A 19,976-nucleotide genomic window follows, 5' to 3' on the forward strand; every position below is an offset into this window, starting at 1 on the left:
GGGGGACTCCTCGCCCGGGGACTGTACGGTCGAGGAGTCAACACCGGCACCAACACCGGCACGGACCCAGCCGGCACGGACCCAGCCGGTACCCGATCCAGCGGATTCGAGGACATGGATGACCGCCCGACAGAGGATCGCGTTCCAGGGCGAGCGGGGAGCCAACTCCCACATCGCCTGCCGGGACGTCTATCCGGACTACGACGCGGTCCCTTACCAGACCTTCGACGAGTGCTTCTCCGCGCTGGAGGAGGGTGAGGTGGACCTGGCGATGATCCCGGTGGAGAACTCCACCGCGGGTCGGGTCGCCGACATCCACCATCTGCTCCCCCGCCCCGGGGTGCACATCATCGGCGAGTACTTCCTGCCGATCCGTCACCAGCTGCTCGGCCTGCCCGGGGTGACCCTCGACGAGGTGAAGACGGTGCACAGCCATCCCCAGGCGCTGGCCCAGTGCCGGGAGGCGCTGCGCACGCTGGGTCTGACGGCGGTCGCCCACGCCGACACCGCCGGGGCCGCCCGGGAGATCGCCGAGGCCGGCGATCCGGCCAGGGCCGCGATCGCCTCCCGGCTCGCCGCCGAGGCGTACGGGCTGCAGATCCTCCAGGCCGATCTCGAGGACGCGGAGCACAACACGACGCGGTTCCTGATTCTGTCCGGCGAGAACCTGCGCGCGGCCGCCGGTGTCGGCCCGATCGTCACGACGTTCTTCTTCAAGGTACACAATCGGCCCGCCGCGCTCTACAAGGCCCTCGGCGGCTTTGCCACGAACGGGGTCAACATGACCCGCCTGGAAAGCTACATGGTGGGCGGGGGCTTCGTCGCCACCCAGTTCCTCGCCGACATCGAGGGCAGCCCGGAGGAGCCGGCCGTCGCCCGCGCCTTCGAGGAGCTGTCCTTCTACGCCGACCACCGCATCCTCGGCGTCTACCGGGCGAGCCGGTACCGGGAACGGATCAGCACCGGTTCCGGGGCCTGATCGGCCGCCGGTGGAACGCGCCCCGGCAGAAGCCCGGTAGGAAAGGACCAGCCGCTGCCCGGCTGGCCCCCGATGCCCGCCGGTCCAGATCTCACCGCGCCGCGGTGGCCTCACCCGGCGGCGTCGGCGAGATTGGGCAGCCCCGACACCGCTGGAGCCCATCGCGGGACGGCCTACCCACAGCACTGGTTGCAAGCACCTGCAGCCACAGAGATACGATTCAAGATCTTTGGACTGTGCCGGTCCGGTTCCGGGCCCGGCCGCGCATCGGGGGAGGGCCCATTGGACGATGAGCGCTGGACGCAGTGCACACCGTCCGAGTACGCCTGGGAGCGTGCGGCCCTGTCCTATCTCAAGGCGCAGCTACCAACCGGGGATCCCTACCGGGCTTGGGCGAACGCCGAGTTTCTCGGGTCCGACGGTTCCGTCAACGAGGTCGACCTGCTTCTCGTCCTGCCGGCGGGCATCGTCGTGCTGGAGATCAAGTCCTGGTCCGGTGTCCTCGTGGGAGACGCGGGCACCTGGCGTCAGAGCCACCGCGCCCCGGTCGACAACCCCGTCATCGGAGCAAACCGCAAGGCCCGCAAACTGAAGTCGCTGCTGGTTTCCCGGCCGGCGATGCGGGGCCGACGGGTGCCATGGGTGGAGGGCGCGGTATTCCTGAGCGACGCGCGGCTGGAGATCCGCCTTGTCCCAGAAGGCCGGGCGCACGTCTTCGGACGGCATGACCAGACCCAGCTGCCGAGTTTCCTGGACTTCGCGCGGCAGCCCGGCCGGGTGGACGGCGAGCTCAGTAATGCCCTGGCCCGGGCCGTCGACCAGGCCGGAATCCGCCCGTCCCAGCGGGCGCGGACCGTCGGCAGCCTTCGCCTGGAGCTGCCCGCCTTCCAGGAGGGCGTCGGCTGGCAGGACTTCCTCGCCCGCAACCAGCGGTTTCCCGACGACCGGCCGCGGCGGGTGCGGATCTATCTGGCCAGTGGTGTGGAGTCGGTGCACCAGCGTGACCAGCTCGTGCGGGCCGCCGAGCGGGAGTACCTCGCACTACGCGGCATCGACTATCCGGGGATCGCGGCGCCGATCGACTTCGTCGAGCACGATCTGGGCCCCGCGCTCGTCTTTCCCCACGATCCCGAGCTGATCCGGCTGGACCATTTCCTCCAAGAACACGAACGCGAGCTGTCCTTCGACGATCGGTTGGCACTGCTGCGCGTCCTTGCCGAGACCATGGCCTACGCCCACCGGCGGGTGCTGACGCACCGGGGCCTGAGCCCGCGATGCGTCTGGGTTCGGCGCCGGTCCGACCGCTTCGCCCTCCAGATCACGGACTGGCAGACGGCCTCCCGCGGCTCCGAATCGACGTCAGGGATACCGAGCACCACCGGCCCGGCCACGTCGACGGGGGGCTACGTCGAACTGGCCGACGACGCCGCCGCGGCCTACTTCGCACCCGAGTGGAGCTGGGGCACGGCGAAGGGGGTCACCCTCGACGTCTTCGGGGTCGGCGCCATCGCCTACCGGATCTTCACCGGGAAACCCCCCGCGGCCTCATCCGGGGAGCTCAGCCGACGTCTGTCCGAACACAACCGACTGTTACTCGCCGAACAGGTTGATGCCGTCTCCGAGGAGCTCAACAAGCTCGTCGCCCGGGCGACCGAGGCCGACCCGGAGCAACGCACCCGGGACATGGCCGCGTTCCTGCTCGATCTCGACCTGGTTCGGGAACGGCTGGCCGCCATCGCGGAGGAGGCACCGGTTGTCGTTGATCCCCTGGAGGCCGAGGCCGGCGCCGAACTGGAGGGCGGATTTTCGGTCCTCGGCCGGCTGGGCCGCGGCTCGACGGCGCTCGCTCTGCTCGTCGAGCGGGACGGCGGGCGCGCGGTTCTCAAGGTGTCGTTGGACCGAGACAGGGATCCGCGGTTGGTCGCCGAGGCCGAGACGCTGCGCACCCTCAGCGAGCATCCCGGTGTCGTGCAGCTGCTGAGCGACGGCGTGATCGACGTCGGCCCACGCCGGGCCCTGTTGATCACTTCAGCCGGGGAACGCACCCTCGCCCAGGAGCTACGCGAGCGAGGCCGACTACAACCGGAATGGCTCCAGGGGTGGGGCGACGACCTGCTGGAGATCGTCCAGCATCTACAGCGGGCCGGGCTGGCGCATCGCGACATCAAGCCGGACAACCTCGGCGTCGCCGAACGTGGCGGCAGGGGCAAGAAGCGGCAGCTCGTCCTGTTCGACTTCTCCCTGGCGAAGGAGCCGTTGGAGGCCATCGAAGCCGGCACCCGCCCGTACCTCGACCCGTTCCTCGGCCGCGGCGAGCGCCGCCGATGGGATCAGGCTGCCGAGCGATACGCCGCGGCGGTGACGCTCTACGAGATGGCGACCGCACGCCGGCCCGAGTACGGAACCCATGGCGGGCATCCGAGTTTCGTCGACGCCGACGTGGCGATCGAACCCGAGCTGTTCGACCGGTCGTACGCGACCGGTCTCACCGAGTTCTTCCGCCGAGCGCTGCACCGGGACGTCAGACAGCGCTTCGACACCGCGGAGGACATGCGCCGCGCCTGGAACGCGATCCTGGCCGAACCGGCCAGCGTGGTCCCGCAGCCGCCCTCCGCGCGCATCAGCCGGGACACGCCCATCGGCGCCGCCGGTCTGTCCCGCCCGGTGCTGTCGGTGTTCGAACGGCTGTCGATCGATACGGTGGGCGGCGCGCTCGACCTGTCGCCCGCCCAGGTCGTCTGGCTGCCCGGCATCGGTACGAAGACCCGCCAGCAGTTGCGTGCGGACCTGGACCGGCTGGCCGGCCAGGTCACCTCCTCCCCGGCCGAGCGGCCCACCGAGCCGACGCTCCTCGACCGCGTCGCCGCCGGGCTCATCCCCCGCGCGACCGACCGGGCCGTCGCCGAAGCCCTGCTCGGCCTCGGCGAGCAGGGCGGCAACGCATGGACGAGCGTGCGCGACGCGGCCAAGGCCCTTGACCGCGAGCAACGTACCGTCCGGCAGGCGGTAGCCAGGTTCGAGCGGCATTGGCTGGCCCTCGACGGGATGCGAGAGCTGCGGGACACCATCGTCAAGGTCGTCGAGTCGGTCGGTGGGGTCGCCTCCGCCCGGCACTGCGCGGCGGCCCTGCTCGACTTTCAGGGCAGCACGGTGGAGGAACCGCTGCGCTCCCGGCTCGCCGAGGCCGTCGTACGCGCGGCGATCGATGCCGAGCTGGCCGACGACTCCCCCCGCGACGACACCACTCACGACACCACCCACGACGCCTCCGGCGGTTCCGAGATGGGTGGCGATCCACGGCTGGTGTACAGCCGAGAGCCCAACGGCATCCTCGTCGCCGCCGGCCCCGCGCGCGCCGGGGACGGGCCCTCCACCGCCGATCGGTTGGACTGGGCCTCCCGGCTCGGCGGCGCGGCCGACGACCTCGCCGGCGCGGACCCGCTGCCGGCTCCGGCTCGGGTCATCGAGACGTTGCGCGCCGTCCGCGCCCCCGGCGACACCGACCCCTCCCTGATCTTCCCCGAACGGCTCCTCGACGTCGCCATGATCGCCTCCGAGAACGCCGCGGTGACGCCGCGCCTGGAGGTCTACCCGCGAGGCCTCGACGCGGGACGGGCGCTGCGGCTGGCCGCCGGGGCGCTGTACGGCCGCACGGAGCTGACCCCCGAGCAGGTGGCCGAGCGGATCATCGTGCGGTTCCCGCACGCGGGCGCGCTGCCCGGCCGTCCCGAGCTGGACGCCCTGCTCGACGCGGCCGGGGTGCCGCTGTGCTGGGACGACGAGAAAAAGCGGTACGTGACCCGCCGCATCGAGGTGACCGGGCTCACCTCCCTGGTCACCTCCCGTGGAACCAGGCCGCGCTGGAGCACCGGCGCGGGCGCCGCCTGGACGACAATGGGATGGCGCCGGGTCTCCGACGAGGTGCTGGCCGCGGATGACCGGCTCACCCGTTCGCTGGTGGACGGCGGCTGGCTGGTGCTGTCGGTGCCGCCGCGGCGACTCGCCCGGGCCGAACGCTGCCTGGCCGCGCAGGATGTCACCGTTGTCGACGCGGAACAAGCCCTGCTCGCGGGGATGCGGGAGTTCTGCGCCCAGCACCGGGTGCAGTGGTCGATCGTCCTGGCGGCCGACGCCGCCGACCGATCGTCGCGCGACTGGGCCAACCTCTCAAGGGTCGCGCAGGCCGGGCTCGCCGGTGTGCGGGCCTCGATCGAGGCCGCGGGGCCGGCGGTGCTGATCACGAATGCGGGGGTGGTCGCCCGGTACGATCCGGCGCTGGTGGTACTGGATGAGCTGCGCGCATCGGTGCGGATGACGACCGAGACATCACCGGTGCGTACGGTGTGGCTGCTCGTACCCTGGGCCGACGTGGACAAACAACCGTTGTTGGATGGTGGCGCTCCCGTGCCCCAGTTCGGCAACCAGGGCCTGGCGCTGTCCGAGGAGTGGATTGTCCGGCACGAGTCTCGGCTCGCCGACGGCGCTGAGGGAGGAGCAGCGTGATCGAGGCGAGACGCCTGTTGGCCGATCTCCAGCGGCAGGTCCGCGGCCTGGAGGCGGACCTGCGCGCGCGGGCCCGGTCGGACCGGGACGTCGACGATCGGCTGCACAAGCGGTACCAGGAGGCGAAGACCGGCTGTCGCACCGGCGTCGGCTACGAGACGTGGCTCGACCAGCAGCTCACCCAGGTGGCGGTCGGTTGGGTGCTGGCCTGCGTGTTCACCCGATTCTGCGAGGACAACACGCTGCTGGGACGTCCGATGCTGGCCGGCCCGGTCCGCCCCGAGCAGGAGGCCGACGAGACAGGCGAGGCCAGGGAACGGGTCGACGGGGTGGCCGAGGCCCGGGAATGGCAGACTTTCTACTTCCAGGCGGAGGACCACAAGAATGACTCCGACCTGGACTACCTGCGGGCGGCGGTCGCCCGGCTGGAGGCGTACGACGCAACCCGGGATCTGGTCAACCGGCACAACCCGCTGCACCTGGTGGACATCTCACCGGACGCGGCGACCGGCCTGCTGGAGTTCTGGCGGCGGATCGACCCGGAAACCGGCGCTCTCGTCCACGACTTCTCCGATCCGGCGTCCTCCACCCGCTTCCTCGGCGATCTGTACCAGGATCTTTCCGAACAGGCGCGTAAGGACTACGCGCTGCTCCAGACCCCCGAGTTCGTCGAGGAGTTCATCCTCGGCCGGACCCTTGCCCCGGCGATCGACGAGTTCGGCCTCGCCGAGGTTCGGATGATCGACCCGGCCTGCGGCTCCGGGCACTTCCTGCTCGGCGCCTTCGACCTCCTGCTCGACCGGTGGCAGAAGCAGGAACATGGGATTGACGTCAAGGTCCACGTGGAGCGCGTACTCGGCCAGGTCCACGGTGTCGACATCAACCCGTTCGCGGCGGCGATCGCCCGGTTCCGCCTCGTCATCGCCGCACTGGCCGTCTGCGGGATCACCCGGCTCGTCGACGCCCCCGTCTGGCGCATCCGCATCGCCATCGGTGACTCCCTGCTGTGGGGCACCGAGGATCAGCAGGACGAACTCGACGGCGTCGCCACCCACGCCCTGACGGGTTCCACCGGTGAGGGTGAGTTCACCTACGAGTACGAGGACGCTCGCGAGCTGAAGGAGATCCTGGAAGCCCGCTACCACGCGGTTGTCGGCAACCCGCCGTACATCACGGTCAAGGACCGGGCCCCCAGCAACGCCTATCGGGTGCGCTGGAGCGCATGCCATCGCCAGTACGCGCTCAGCGTGCCGTTCGCGCAGCGGTTCTTCCGACTCGCGGTCAACGGCGGCTTCACCGGCCAGATCACCGCGAACTCCTTCATGAAGCGCGAGTTCGGCAAGAAACTCATCGAGGAGTTCTTCCCGAGCGTCGACCTCACCCTGCTCGTCGACACCAGCGGCGCCTACATCCCCGGCCACGGAACCCCGACCGTCCTCATCTTCGGCCGCCACCGCCGCCCCTCCCTGACCACGGTGCAGACTGTCCTTGGGATCCGGGGCGAGCCCAGCGCACCGGCCGACCCGGCCAAAGGCCTCGTGTGGACACGAATAGTAGAGAACTTCGCGAATGCTGACCACACGGATGCGTATATCAGCACCCTCGGAATCAAGCGGATAGATCTTGCGAGGCATCCCTGGTCACTCGCTGGCGGTGGAGCGGCTCAGTTGCAAGCTCAGATAGACACAACCAGCGCGCGTCTACATAATCTCGGAGTTGACATCGGACGCACCGTCCAGCTCGGCGAAGATGACGCTTGGATACTTGCCCATAGTTCTCCGGCGGTGACCAGGTTTCAGGACAACATGGTCCCCCATGTTTTCGGCGAGCTAGTACGTGACTACACGATCGAACAACCTCCCATTGCAATTAATCCGTATGCCGACATAACCAAAGGAATCCCCCTTTTAAAAGATCAGGAAGTTGTACAAAATCTCCTCTGGCCAAACCGAACAATCCTGTCTGCTCGCACAATATTCGGTAGAAGTCTTGCCGAAAACGATCGACCATGGTATGCATATTTAGAAATATATGCAAACCGACTGCACACCCCGCTGGCGATCGCCTTTCCGTTCGTCTCGACCCACAACCACTTCACACTCGACCGAGGCGGCAAGATATTCAATCGTACCGCAACCGTTCTCAAGCTGCCCGAGGGAGCCACGGAGGAGAAACATCTGCGGCTGGTCGGGGTGCTGAACTCGTCGGCGGCGTGCTTCTGGCTCAAGCAGGTGAGCCACGACAAAGGAATCCGTGGCCAGGGAGGAGGCTTCACCAGTGACGACTGGGAACACTTCTACGAGTTCACCGGGACCAAGCTGAAGGAGTTTCCGCTGCCGGACGGGGCGCCACTGGTGTTGGCGACGCGGCTGGACGGGTTGGCTCAGGAGCTCCAGCGGGTCGCGCCGGCCGCGGTGGCCAGGGACGCTGTTCCGACCCGGGAGGCACTCGTGCACGCGCGGGCGGAGTGGGAGCGGATCCGGGCGGAGATGATCTCGGCGCAGGAGGAGCTGGACTGGGAGGTCTACGGTCTCTACGGGCTGCTCGGCGACGACGCGGACGGGTTGATCGGTTCGAGTGTGACGAAGCCGCCGCTGGCGCTTGGCGAACGGGCGTTCGAGATCGTGCTGGCGCGGCAGCACGATGCCGGCGAGACCGAGACGGAATGGTTCACCCGGCACCGCTCGACGCCGATCATCCAGCTGCCCGCGCACTGGCCGCAGGACTACCGGGCCCTCGTCGAGCGGCGGCTGGCGAAGATCGACGATGATCCGTACCTTCACCTCATCGAGCGGCCGGAATGCAAGCGGCGCTGGGCGAGCCGGCCGTGGGCGGAGATGGAGGCCGAGGCGTTGCGCGCCTGGCTGCTCGACCGGCTGGAGGCCCGCGAACTGTGGCACCGACCGGAACCGACCCCGCGCACCGTCGCCCAGCTCGCCGACGAGCTGCGGACCGACGCCGAGTTCACCGCCGTCGCCAGGCTCTACGCCCGCGACACCGCTCTTGGTGACGTGGTCGCCGATCTCGTGCGCGACGAGCATGTACCGTTCCTCGCCGCCTGGCGGTACACCGACATGGGGCTGCGGGTCCGGGCGCAGTGGGAACGCACCTGGGATCTCCAGCGGGAGCAGGATGCCGAGGACGAGCGGATCCGGGCCGAGGAGGAGCGGCGTAAGGAGTCCGACGAGCCGCTGCCACCGGCCCCACCGCGTAAAATCATCGACATCAAGGTGCCGCCGAAGTACAAACAGACCGACTTCCGCGAGACGTCCTACTGGCGCAGCCGCGGGAAGCTGGACGTGCCCAAGGAGCGGTTCATCTCGTACCCGGATGCTTCCCGGGACGGGACCCTGCTGCTGGGCTGGGCCGGCTGGGATCATCTCCAGCAGGCGCAGGCGCTGGCCACCTATATCGCCGATCGGCGCGAGGTCGACGCCTGGGACGCCGAGAAAACCAAGCCGTTGCTCGCCGGGCTGCTGGAACTCCTGCCGTGGGTCGCGCAATGGCATTCGGAACTGGACCCGGAGTTCGGTATTCGGCCCGCGGACGCCTACACCGGCTTCCTCGACGAGCAGGTGCGCCAGCTCGGGCTGACCCGTGACGATCTCACCGGCTGGCTCCCCGCGGCCAGGAAGACGAGAACCACGGTGAAGAAGCCGGCGAAGAAGCCGGCGAATAAGCCCGCCACGACTCCGGCGAAGGCGGCCCGGTCATGACCCTGATCTCGGAACTCCTCGACATCCCCGAGGCCGTGTACCCGGGGGACTTCGTCCTCGACCTGTCCCGCGGCGTGACCCAGATCGATCGCACCCTGCGCGAGTATGTCGTCACCCCCGAGCTGGCCATCCGGTTCGGGGAGGCGCTGGGTCTGATCAAGAGCGCGCTCACCGACGGCAGTAGCAAGGCCGCCTACCTCGACGGCTCGTTCGGGTCCGGCAAGAGCCACTTCATGGCTGTGCTCGGCGCGCTGGCGCGGAACCACCCCGGGGCCCGGGCGATCGGCGAGCTCGCCCCTGTCATCACCGCATTCGACGGTGACGTCATCGGCAAGCAGTTCCTCGTCGTGCCGTATCACCTCGTCGGCAAGACGTCGCTGGAGGAGGCGGTCCTCGGCGGCTACCTGGCGCACGTCCGCGCGCTGCACCCGGACGCGCCGCTGCCCGCCGTCCTCATCGACAAGCCGCTGCTCGACACCGCGGTGGCGTTGCGCGGCCAACTCGGCGACCAGGCGTTCTTCGGCCTGCTCGGCGGCGGCGACCGGAGCTCGGCTGCCGACCCGCGCTGGGGCACGTTGAACCACGGGGCCTGGGACGCCGACCGGTTCGAGCAGGCACTGACCGCCGCTCCCGCCGCGCAGGAGCGCCGCGACCTGGTCGGCACCCTGGAGAAGGCGCTGGTCGGGTTCGCCGAGCTCGCCCGGGGCGCCGCCACCGGCTACGTCAACATCGACGACGGCCTGGCCGCGATCAGCCAGCATGCCGCCGGCCTCGGCTACGACGGGCTGATCCTCTTCCTCGACGAGCTCATCCTGTGGTTCGCCACCAGGATGGCCGATCACGCCTGGGTGGCGAACGAGGCTCCCAAGGTCGCCAAGCTCGTCGAGGCGGCCAACGCCGACCGACCGGTGCCGATCATCAGTTTCGTCGCCCGCCAGCGGGACCTGCGCGAGCTCGTCGGCACCAACCTGCCCGGCACCGAACATCTTGCCTTCGCCGACAGTCTCAAGTGGTGGGAGGGTCGGTTCGGCTCGATCAAGCTCTCCGACAACAACCTGCCGCTCATCATGTCGAAGCGGGTCCTGCGGCCGCGCAGCGATGCCACCCGGGCACAGATCGACACCTCGTTCGCCGCGATGGACCGGGTCCGAGCGGACATCCGGGCCGCGCTGATGACCGCCCACGCCGACCGGGCCGCGTTCCGGCTGACCTATCCGTTCAGCCCGGCATTCGTCGAGACGCTCGTCGCGCTGTCCGGGTTCCTCCAGCGGGAGCGGACCGCGCTGCGGGTCATGCAGCAGCTACTCGTTGACCAGCGGGACACCCTGCAGCTCGGCCAGCTCGTCCCCGTCTCCGACCTGTTCGACGCGCTCATCACGGATGCGTCGCCGATCAGCGGCGAGCTCGGCGGGCTGTGGCGCAACGCGCAGAAGGTCTACGGCGAGATCCGTCGGCTCATCCTGGAAAGCCACGGGCTGACCGAGGAAACCGTCACCGGGGTGGCCCCGAAACACGCCGTGCACATGGACGACCGGATCGCCAAGACCCTGGTGCTCGCCGCCCTGCTCCCCGAGGTCCCGTCGATGCGGGATCTCACCGCCCGCCGGATCGTGGCCCTCAACCACGGGTACATCCGGTCGATGGTGCCGGGTCAGGAGACGGGCGCGGTCACCCAGGTCGTCCGCAAATGGGCGGCCCGGCTCGGCGCGGTGCAGGTCAGCGGGGACGACGCAAGCCCGCTCCTGTCGGTGCGGCTCGAAGGCGTCGACATCGAGGGCATTCTGGAGAACGCCAAGGGGGCCGACTCGCCCGGCGACCGCCGGCTGACCGTGCGAACGCTGCTGTTCGACGCGCTCGGCGCCACGAAACCGGAGGGTATCGACCGCGCGACGATCGTCACCGCCACCTGGCGCGGCACCAAACGCAACGTCGAGCTCATCTACGGCTATCTTCGCGACCCCGGTGACGTGGGCGACAGCATGTTCACGCCCACCCACAACGGCTGGCGGCTCGCCCTCGACGTCCCCTTCGATCCGGACGACCACTCCCCGGCCGAGGCCCTCGACCGGGTCTCGCGGCTGCGGGACGCGCTCCCAGCGCGCACCCTCTGCTGGGTCCCGCGGCACTTCACCGCACACACCCAATGGAGCCTGGGCCGCTACCTGCGGCTGGAATACGCCGTCGGGCCGAGCTTCGACCAACTCGCCGGGCACCTGTCCGACAATGACCGGGCTATCGCCCACCAGCAGTTGACCGCGCAGCTCGACCAGCTGCGCAGCCAACTGACGAACGCGCTGCTGCAAGCCTATGGCCTCGTCACCCCGGACGAGACGGTCGTCGATCCCGCGCACGGCGGGATCGACATGTTCGTCAGCCTCGAACCGGGATTCACGCCCCGGGTCCCCGCCGGTGCCGCCCTGCGCCCCGCCTTCGAAAACCTGCTCGACCAGGCACTGAGCTGGGAGTTCCCGGCCCACCCCCACTTCGACGGCGAGGTGCGCCCGGGTGACCTGGCAAAAGTGCACGCCCAGGTGCGCCGGGCCATCGAACATCCCGAGCACCGGATCATGGTCGAATCCAGCGAGCGGCCCGTCATGCGGAAGGTGGCCAACCCGCTGGGGCTCGGCGAGCAGAGCGACCAGTACTTCGTCCTCGGCCACCACTGGGAACGGCACCTCGGCCGAAAGATCATCGAGGCCGAGGCGGCGGGCCGGCCGGTCACGGTCGGAGACCTGCGTGCCTGGCTGGACGAGCCGAAGCGGATGGGTCTGCCCCAGGAGATCGCGGACCTTGTTGTGCTGGTCTTCGCCGAGCAGACCAACCGCGGCATCCTCCACGGCCGGCCGCTCGACGTGAGCATCCCGCGCCCGCTGCCCGCGGACGCGCGCGTTGTCGCCGAGCCGCTACCCGATCGGGACACCTGGGAGGAGGCCCGCGGCCGGGCGCACGCCCTCTTCCTGATCACTGACATCACCGAACTGTGTACCGCGCGCAACGTCGCCTTGCTGGCCACTCGGGTACGATCAGCCGTCGCGGACCGGCTTCCGAAGGTTCGCGCGCTGCACGCGGCCCTCATCCGCCGAGGACCGACCGTGCTCCGGGACGGCACCGACCCGGCGACGGAACGAGTCCGGATCGCCCAGGGCGCGCTGCGTCTCTGTGCGGACCTGGCGACCATCACCGACAATCTGGCCCTGGTCGAGCGGCTCGCCGCCTTCGACCTCCCCGCGGTCCCGCTGCACACCGGTCGGAGCCTGACCACCGCCGCCGATCTCGACGCGGCCATCCGGGAGGTGGACTGGAACATCTTCACCACCGTGGCCGACTGGGGACCCGAGCATCCGCGGGGCGCGGAGGCAGCCGCGTTGGTGACCGAGCTCGCCGCGGTCTGGGCGGCCAACGAGTACGTCCAGCACCTCCAGCCGGCGCTCACCAAGGCGGACAGGAAGGCTCGCGGGTTGCTGCTGGAATGGAGCCGACGGGTCTCCCGCCCAGCGAGCAGAACCGGCACCATCAACCCGCCGGGCGTGGCCACACCGGGCGTGGCGACACCGGGCGGCGTGGCAACCAGCGGCGCCCGCGAGGTCGATCAGGACTCGGTTGCCGAGTTCACGTCCACGCTCGCGGCGCTCACCGCCCAGGGCTGGCGGATCAAAGTCACCTGGCAGGCCGTGCGGTGACCGTGGTAGCCGCGCCGGTCCTGGTCCGGGCGAAGGTGGCCGAGGTGCTCCGCCGAGACGAGAAGGCGCGCGTCGTCGCCCTGGCCGCGGCGCCGGTGTGGCCGCACGACGAACGCCTGGAACTGCCCGGTGGCCGCGGCGTGGTGGTCCGGCCATGCGTGTCCACCCTCGCGATCCGCGACGAGCTGCAACAGGTCGACGATCTCCCTGCCGGGGAGGTACTCGTCCTGCTCACCGAGTACGAAACCGGCGAGCTGGGGACGAGCATCACTGCCCGGCTCGCCGGTCAGAAGATCCTGCCGCTTGATCGCTGGCAGCAGCTCACCAGCCTGTTTCGGGCACACGGCATCGATCCGGCCCTCGTCGACGAGCAGTGGGCGGTGAACGCGCTGCTCGCCACCCCCCCGCCGGACGGGTATCCCGCCGCGCGCAACGGCTACCTGGACCGGGCCACGGCATTGGCCACACTCGCCGAGACCCAGGCCGGGCTCACCCCGCTCGACCTCGACCTCGCGGGCCTGCTGCGATGGAGCCTCGACGCCGAACACCTCGCGCGGTGGCGCGCGTTGGACCCGGCGGTGCGTACCGGCATGAGCGGATGGCTTGCCGGCCGCGGCGGTCGAGGCGACGTGGTGGCCGCCGTTCTCCGGTGCTTCGCCGGGCCCTACGGTCCCGACGCCGTCGCCGTCGGACTGGTGCTCGCGGCTCTCAGCCATCCCGAGGTCCGGGACACGGCGCAGGTGCCGCGCACCATGCTGGAGACGCGGGTGGTCGACGGCGCTCTCGCCCCGTCCGTCGCCGCGGAATGGGGACGCGCGGCTGAAGGGCTGGTTCAGCGGCTGCTCGGCCAGGAGGGGCGGGCCGTGGCTGGCGGAATCCTGCGACGCGCCGAGGAGATCCTGGCCGGGCAGGGCGCCGCCGAGCTGTCTTATCCCAGCGCCGTCCTCGAATCCGGTCTCACCCAGCGCCTGCGGCACATTGGCTCGCAGGTCGCCGCGGTGCTGCGCAAGCGGCGGCTACGCGCCGAGGATCTGGGGCCGGTCGAACATGAGGTGGCGCGGCTGAACGCGCACGCGCTGGCCGCCGACCATGCCGAGCGGGTGAGTCGCGCCGAGATGGCCGTTCGGCTGCTGCGCTGGCTGGCCCAGGAGGCCGCGTCCGCCCGACCACCGGCGCCGAGCCTTGCCGAGGCGTCCCGTCGGCAGCAGGACCAGGACGCATGGGTCGACCTGGCCCGGGCGCGGGTGTGGGAGGGCGACGTCGATCAGGTGGTCGCCGCAGCCTACCGGACACTGTGCACGACGGTCGACGCCCGTCGCCGCGAACACGAACGGCGGTTCGCGAATCTGCTCGCCGACCACACCCGCACCGGGTCGACGCTGGGCGAGCTGCTGCCGGTGGAGGACGTGCTCGACCAGATCGTGGTGCCGCTGGCCGGCCGATGCCGGCTGCTGCTGCTCGTACTGGACGGGATGTCCACCGGGGTGGCGCGGGAGCTGCTCGCCGACCTGTCGACCCGGGGCTGGGTAGAACACACCCTCACCCCGGCCCGACCGGTGCTGGCCACCCTGCCGTCGGTCACCCGGACCTCGCGGACGAGCCTGCTGTGCGGGCGGCTCGTGGACGGCACGCAAAGCCAGGAGAAGGCATCCTTCGCCGAGCGGGGCTGGCCGCTGTTCCACAAGGGCGACCTCGCCGCGGCCGGTGCCGGCGAGGTGCTTGAGCCGCGCGTCGCGGACGCGATCAGGGGCGACGCCCCCGTGGTCGGCATCGTTGTGAACACCGTCGACGACACCCTGGACAAGGGTGGGCGCACCCCCTGGACCGCCAGCTCGGTCGATCGGCTGCTCGACCTGCTGGCCACCGCGGACGGATCGGGCCGGGCCGTCCTGCTGGTCAGCGACCACGGCCACGTCCATGAACGCGGCTCCCGGCTGGTTTCCGACGACAGCGGCGGCGCGCGGTGGCGATCATCGGCGCGCCCGCCCGACGAGGACGAGGTCACGCTCATCGGCCCGCGGGTGCTGCTGGGCGGCGGCCGGATCGTCGCCGCCTGGAACGAACGGCTACGTTATACGGCCCTGCGCAACGGCTACCACGGCGGCGCCAGTGCCCAGGAGATCGTGATCCCGTTGGCGCTGCTGCGTCGGGTCGACCTCGACCTGCCCGGTTGGACTCCCTTGCACCATGCCGCGCCTCCCTGGTGGGTGGAGCCGATGGCCACGGGCACCACGCCGGCCACAGGCACCACGCCGGCCACGGGCACCACGCCGGCCACGGGCACCACGCCGGCCACGGGCACCACGCCGGCCGGACATGCCGGCTCGGCCGCACAGCCGGACCTCGGTCTGTTCGACGAGTCCGAGGTGACGCCGCAACCGTGGGTGGATCGCGTGCTCGATACCGAGGTGATGCGGGCTCGGCTCGCCCGGATGCGTCGCGGGGCCATGCCCGCGGACCGGCTCGGGGTGCTCCTGCGGGCGCTCGACGCCCGTGGCGGCGCCGCCACGCGGGCCACGGTCGCCCGCGCGCTCGACGTGCCGGACGCGCGGATCGCCAGCCACCTCGCCGCGGCGCAGCGGGTGCTGAACATCGACGGCTACGAGGTGCTGCGGATCGATGGTGACACCGTGCGGCTGAACGCCGCGTTGCTGGCGACGCAGGCCGGTCTGACGTGACCATCTCCGAACAACGCCGACGGGAGGTGATCGACGCGCTTCGGCGCGGAACCGTGCCGCGGCAGGGCCTGGATGTGCTCGCGGTCGGTCTTGACCGCTTCACCACGGCGATCGAGGAGGATCTCGACCGGCTCGCCGGCGGACAGGCGACGTTCCGGGCGATCCGCGGCGATTACGGCGCGGGAAAGACGTTCTTCACCCGCTGGCTCGCCGAGCGGGCCAAGGCCCGGGGGTTCGCCACCGCCGAGATCGCGATCTCCGAGAACGAGACCCCGCTGCACCGGCTCGAAACGGTCTACCGCCGGCTCGCCGAACGGCTCGCGACCGCCGAATTCGCGCCGAGCGCGCTGCGTCCCATCGTCGATTCCTGGTTCTTCGCGCTGGAGGAGGACGTTCTCGCCGGCGGCGAGGTCGTCGAGAATGAGCTGGCGCGCCGGGTCGACGAGTTGCTGGAACAGCGGCTGGCCGCCGTCGGGCGGGTCGCGCCGTCCTTCTCAGCCGCCCTACGGGCGTACCGGCGGGCGACCGCGGCCGGCGAAACCGCGGCCGCGGAGGGACTGATCGCTTGGCTGGGCGGGCAACCGCACGTGGCGGCGGCGGTGAAACGGGCCGGCGGTGTCCGGGGCGACCTCGATCACGACGGAGCGCTCGGCTTCCTGCAGGGGCTGCTCGCGGTGCTCACCGACAGCGGCCATGCCGGTCTCGTGGTCGTCCTCGACGAGGTCGAGACGCTGCAGCGGGTCCGGGGCGACATGCGTGACAAGGCGCTCAACGCGCTGCGCCAGCTCATCGACGACGTGGACGCTGGGCGATTCCCCGGGCTGATGCTCGTCATCACCGGCACTCCCGCGTTCTTCGACGGACCGCAGGGAGCGCAACGGCTCGCCCCGCTCGCGCAGCGGCTCCACGTCGACTTCCTCCCGGATCAAGCTTTCGATAACCCTCGGGCGGTGCAGCTGCGACTGCCCGGGTTCAACCGGGATTCCCTGCTGGAGCTCGGCGGCCGGATCCGGGAGCTGTACAGCTCCGGCCATGGTGATCCGGAGCGGTTCGCCACGGCAGTGGACGAAGGCTACCTGGCCGAGTTCGCGCAGGCCGTGGTCGGGCAGTTCGGCGGGCGAGTAGGCGTCGCGCCCCGCATCTTCGTGAAGAAACTCGTCGATGTGCTCGACCGCGTCGACCAGCATCCCGCCTTCGATCCCCGGCGTGCGTACGTCCCGCGGCTGTCCGCCACCGAGCTCACCGACACCGAACGTGCGGCGATGCCCAGCCCGCCACAACCGCCCCCGGCGGCATCGGTCGACGACATCGACCTACCGCTGTGATCTCCCGGACGTCCGGGGCCTCGGGGGCTTCCGGGGCCCCGGGGGCTTCCGGGGCTTCCGGGGCCTCGGGCTTCGCCGCCCTCGACCCGGCCGTCCAGTATCACGTCGTCAACAGTCTGCGGTGGCCTGCCCTGCGCCCGTTGCAGGAGGCGGCGATACGTCCGGTCCTCGACGGGCATGACGTGCTGCTGCTGGCACCGACCGCCGGTGGGAAAACCGAGGCGGTGGCGCTGCCCCTGCTGTCCCGGATGGCCGGGGAGAAATGGCGCGGGCTGTCGGTGCTGTATGTGTGTCCGCTGCGGGCGTTGCTGAACAACCTCGAACCGCGGCTGGCCGCGATGTGCGAATGGCTCGGCCGGCGGGCCGCCGTCTGGCATGGAGATGTCGCCGACTCGGTGCGCGGGCGGCTGGCCGTGGATCCGCCGGATCTTCTGCTGACCACCCCGGAGTCGATCGAGGCGATGCTCGTCTCCGCGCGCGTCGATCATCGATGGCTCTTCGCCGGCCTGCGGACGGTTGTCGTCGACGAGGTCCACGCCTTCGCCGGTGACGACCGCGGTTGGCATCTGCTGGGGGTGTTGGCCCGGTTACGCGGGCTCGCCAACCGGGCGGTACAGCGGATTGGTTTGTCCGCAACTGTCGGGAACCCGGACGTACTGCTCGACTGGCTCGCGGACGGATCCGCCCGGCCGCGCGCGGTCGTCCGGCCGAGTGACGTGACGGCCACCACGGACGTGACGGCCACCACGGACGCGACAGCCACCACGGACGCGACAGCCACCACGGACGCGACAGCCACCACGGAGGTCGGGATCGACTACGTGGGCTCCCTGCGCAACGCCGCCCTCGTGGTCGCCCGCCTTCATCAGGGGATGAAGAGGCTGGTCTTCTGCGATTCCCGCAGCCAGGTCGAGGAGTTGACGGTTGCGCTGCGTGACCTCGGGGTACGGACGTATGTATCCCACTCGTCCCTGTCACGGGATGACCGGCGGCAGGCCGAGGCCGCCTTCGCGACATCCACCAACTGCGTCATCGTCGCCACTTCCACCTTGGAGCTGGGGATCGACGTCGGTGACCTGGACCGCGTCATCCAGATCGGTGCCCCCGCCACGGTGATCTCCTTCCTGCAACGCCTCGGGCGGACCGGGCGGCGCCCCGGGACCCGACGCAACACGCTGTTCCTGGCAACGTCGCAGAACTCTCTGTGGCTCGCGGCGGCTATCACGCTGCTGTGGCAACGCGGATACGTCGAGCCGGTCGTCCCGCCCGTGCTTCCCCGTCACATCGTCGCCCAGCAGATCCTCGGACTGGCCCTGCAGGAAGGCCGCCTCGTCGACCGCGACGTCTGGCAGTGGCTCGGCGGGCTTGCCCGGACTCCGGGCGCGGTCGACGTACTGGCGCATCTGGCCCGCTCCGGGTTTGTCGTGCACACCGACGGGCTGGTATCGATCGGCCCGCGGGCGGAGAAGGAATACGGGCGACGCTACTTCCTCGACCTCACGTCAACCTTCGCCGGCGAATCGATGGTGCAGGTCTGGTGGGGACGTAGCCTGCTCGGCCAGCTGCCACCGATCGCGCTCGCGGCTCGACCGGAGCACGGACCGCGGGTGGTTCTTCTCGGCGGTCGTGCCTGGAAGGTGAATCATGTCGACTGGCGGAGAAGACGAGTCCAGGTCGAACCGAGCCGCTACCCAGGCCGGTCCCGGTGGAACGGCGGGGCCCGGGTCATGTCCTATCCGCTCGCCCAGGCTCACCTCGACGTCCTCGCCGGGCAAACGGCCGGCATCGAGATATCCCGGCGGGCCGCCGACGCGTTGGACAAGCTCCGCGCGCAGCATTCCTTTGTCAGTGTCAGTGTCAGTGACGAGCCGGGCGAACGCACCTACCTCACCCGCGACCCCGAGAAGCGGCCGATCTGGTGGACATTTGCCGGGTTCGCGGCCAATTCGGCCCTCGCCTCGGGGCTCGGCGAGCTGGTTGACGCTGACGCGCCGGTCGGCGATCTCAGGCTGCGGCTTCGCCCGCACGTCAACTCCGCCGCGCTACGGACAATGCTCGATGTTCGACGTGACGACCTCGTTGACGCTCTTCCGGCCATCGATGTCGAGGCTGCCGATGGGCTCAAGTTCTCCGCGGCGATTCCCCTCGAACTCGCGATCGAGACGCTAGCCGCACGCCTCACCGATCCATCCGCCGTCCACGCGACGCTGAAGGCAATCATCCGGGAGGAGACTGCGCCTCCGCCTGGGGGATGGTAGCCGTGAACGGATTGATCGCGGCGGCGATGACGTCGGCCGACATCCAAGCCGGACGCCGACGCCGGGCTGGAGCGCATCGAGGAAGTGACCCGCCGCTTGCCCCACCGCTGCTTTCGCCTTCGACCAGTTCGGGCCGTTGCCGTAAGGTCAACGTTCGGGCGTGGCCAAGATCTTGAACAACATGGTGTTGGCGGTGGTGAGCGTCTGGGCGTCGACCCGGCGCAGGCATTCACCCAGGGCGGCCTTGGCCACGAACGTGACCAGGCCCATCACGGCCCACTGCCCCTCCCCCAGGTCGACGCAGAACCCCTCGTCGGTGGCGTGCTCCACGACCAGGGCGACCAGCACGGTCGGCTCGTCGGCGATCTCGTTGTAGACCGTGGAGCTGAGGATCAGCACCGCCTGCGGCGCCGGCCCGATGCCCGCGGTCCAGATCTCACCGCGCCGCGGTGGCCTCACCCGGCGGCGTCGGCGAGATTGGGCAGCCCCGACACCGCGAGAGCCCGCTGGTTGGCCTCCCCGAAGGCGAGGGCCGCGCCGGCCACCGCCGGGTCGGCCCGCACCCAGGCCCCGTGCGCGGCGCAGCGCCGACGCATGTCCTCGGCGTCAAGCACGCCCTCGACCCAGGCGTTCATCGAGGTGTGCTCGGCCTCGGCGTACCGCTTGACCGCCTCGTAGGCCTCGTCCGAGAGCCGGAGCGTGATCGTGCGCGACATGCGCAACATGCTAGCAAGATCTGACAGCGGTATCCGCCGCAGCGTGGAACGCATGGTCGCACCATCCGGCCACCAAAATCGACAGATTATATGCCTATTTATGTGATTCCGTTGCTCTAGC

9 protein-coding genes are annotated in these 19,976 nt (G+C 70.1%); 7 read left to right on the top strand and 2 right to left on the bottom strand.

Annotated elements, in window-relative coordinates:
• Positions 1-118: 118 nt before the first annotated feature.
• The 7 genes from FRANCCI3_RS14835 to FRANCCI3_RS14865 all read left to right on the top strand — a co-directional run bounded on the left by FRANCCI3_RS14835 (position 119) and on the right by FRANCCI3_RS14865 (position 19,139).
• Positions 119-979 carry a prephenate dehydratase gene (locus FRANCCI3_RS14835; protein WP_011437337.1) on the top strand — a complete coding sequence of 287 codons (861 nt, stop codon included), beginning with the start codon at positions 119-121 and terminating at the stop codon, positions 977-979.
• 282 nt (positions 980-1,261) lie between these two features.
• Positions 1,262-5,482, top strand: a complete 4,221-nt coding sequence (pglW, locus tag FRANCCI3_RS14840; RefSeq protein ID WP_011437338.1) for a BREX system serine/threonine kinase PglW — start codon at positions 1,262-1,264, stop codon at positions 5,480-5,482.
• The gene (pglX, locus tag FRANCCI3_RS14845; RefSeq protein WP_011437339.1) at positions 5,479-9,198 is read left to right on the top strand and encodes a BREX-2 system adenine-specific DNA-methyltransferase PglX; all 3,720 of its coding nucleotides are present in this window, start codon (positions 5,479-5,481) and stop codon (positions 9,196-9,198) included. Before pglW ends, pglX begins: the two co-directional genes overlap by 4 nt.
• Positions 9,195-12,878, top strand: coding sequence for a hypothetical protein (locus FRANCCI3_RS27065; RefSeq protein WP_011437340.1), 3,684 nt, complete (start codon positions 9,195-9,197; stop codon positions 12,876-12,878). Before pglX ends, FRANCCI3_RS27065 begins: the two co-directional genes overlap by 4 nt.
• Positions 12,875-15,556 (top strand): BREX-2 system phosphatase PglZ, encoded by a 2,682-nt coding sequence (gene pglZ / locus FRANCCI3_RS14855; protein WP_011437341.1) that lies wholly within the window; start codon positions 12,875-12,877, stop codon positions 15,554-15,556. The genes FRANCCI3_RS27065 and pglZ overlap by 4 nt, the downstream gene beginning before the upstream one ends.
• The gene (brxD, locus tag FRANCCI3_RS14860; protein ID WP_011437342.1) at positions 15,553-16,881 is read left to right on the top strand and encodes a BREX system ATP-binding protein BrxD; all 1,329 of its coding nucleotides are present in this window, start codon (positions 15,553-15,555) and stop codon (positions 16,879-16,881) included. The genes pglZ and brxD overlap by 4 nt, the downstream gene beginning before the upstream one ends.
• Complete coding sequence (locus FRANCCI3_RS14865; protein WP_011437343.1) at positions 16,878-19,139, top strand: DEAD/DEAH box helicase; 2,262 nt, start codon at positions 16,878-16,880, stop codon at positions 19,137-19,139. Before brxD ends, FRANCCI3_RS14865 begins: the two co-directional genes overlap by 4 nt.
• 147 nt (positions 19,140-19,286) lie before the next feature.
• Here the strand turns inward: FRANCCI3_RS14865 and FRANCCI3_RS14870 are convergent, their stop codons facing one another.
• Positions 19,287-19,598 carry a MazF family transcriptional regulator gene (locus FRANCCI3_RS14870; RefSeq protein WP_011437344.1) on the bottom strand — a complete coding sequence of 104 codons (312 nt, stop codon included), beginning with the start codon at positions 19,596-19,598 and terminating at the stop codon, positions 19,287-19,289.
• A complete protein-coding gene (locus FRANCCI3_RS14875) occupies positions 19,595-19,855 on the bottom strand; it encodes a toxin-antitoxin system HicB family antitoxin (RefSeq protein WP_035911300.1) in 261 nt (86 codons plus the stop codon). The genes FRANCCI3_RS14870 and FRANCCI3_RS14875 overlap by 4 nt, the downstream gene beginning before the upstream one ends.
• Between the last annotated feature and the right edge of the window lie 121 nt (positions 19,856-19,976).

This window comes from Frankia casuarinae (genome assembly GCF_000013345.1).
GTDB classification, from domain to species: domain Bacteria; phylum Actinomycetota; class Actinomycetes; order Frankiales; family Frankiaceae; genus Frankia; species Frankia casuarinae.

Bases quoted from the DNA above. Each gene is read 5' to 3' on its own strand.
- FRANCCI3_RS14835 (WP_011437337.1), top strand. From the start codon at position 119: ATGACCGCCCGACAGAGGATCGCGTTCCAGGGCGAGCGGGGAGCCAAC.
- FRANCCI3_RS27065 (WP_011437340.1), top strand. From the start codon at position 9,195: ATGACCCTGATCTCGGAACTCCTCGACATCCCCGAGGCCGTGTACCCG.
- FRANCCI3_RS14875 (WP_035911300.1), bottom strand. From the start codon at position 19,855: ATGTCGCGCACGATCACGCTCCGGCTCTCGGACGAGGCCTACGAGGCG.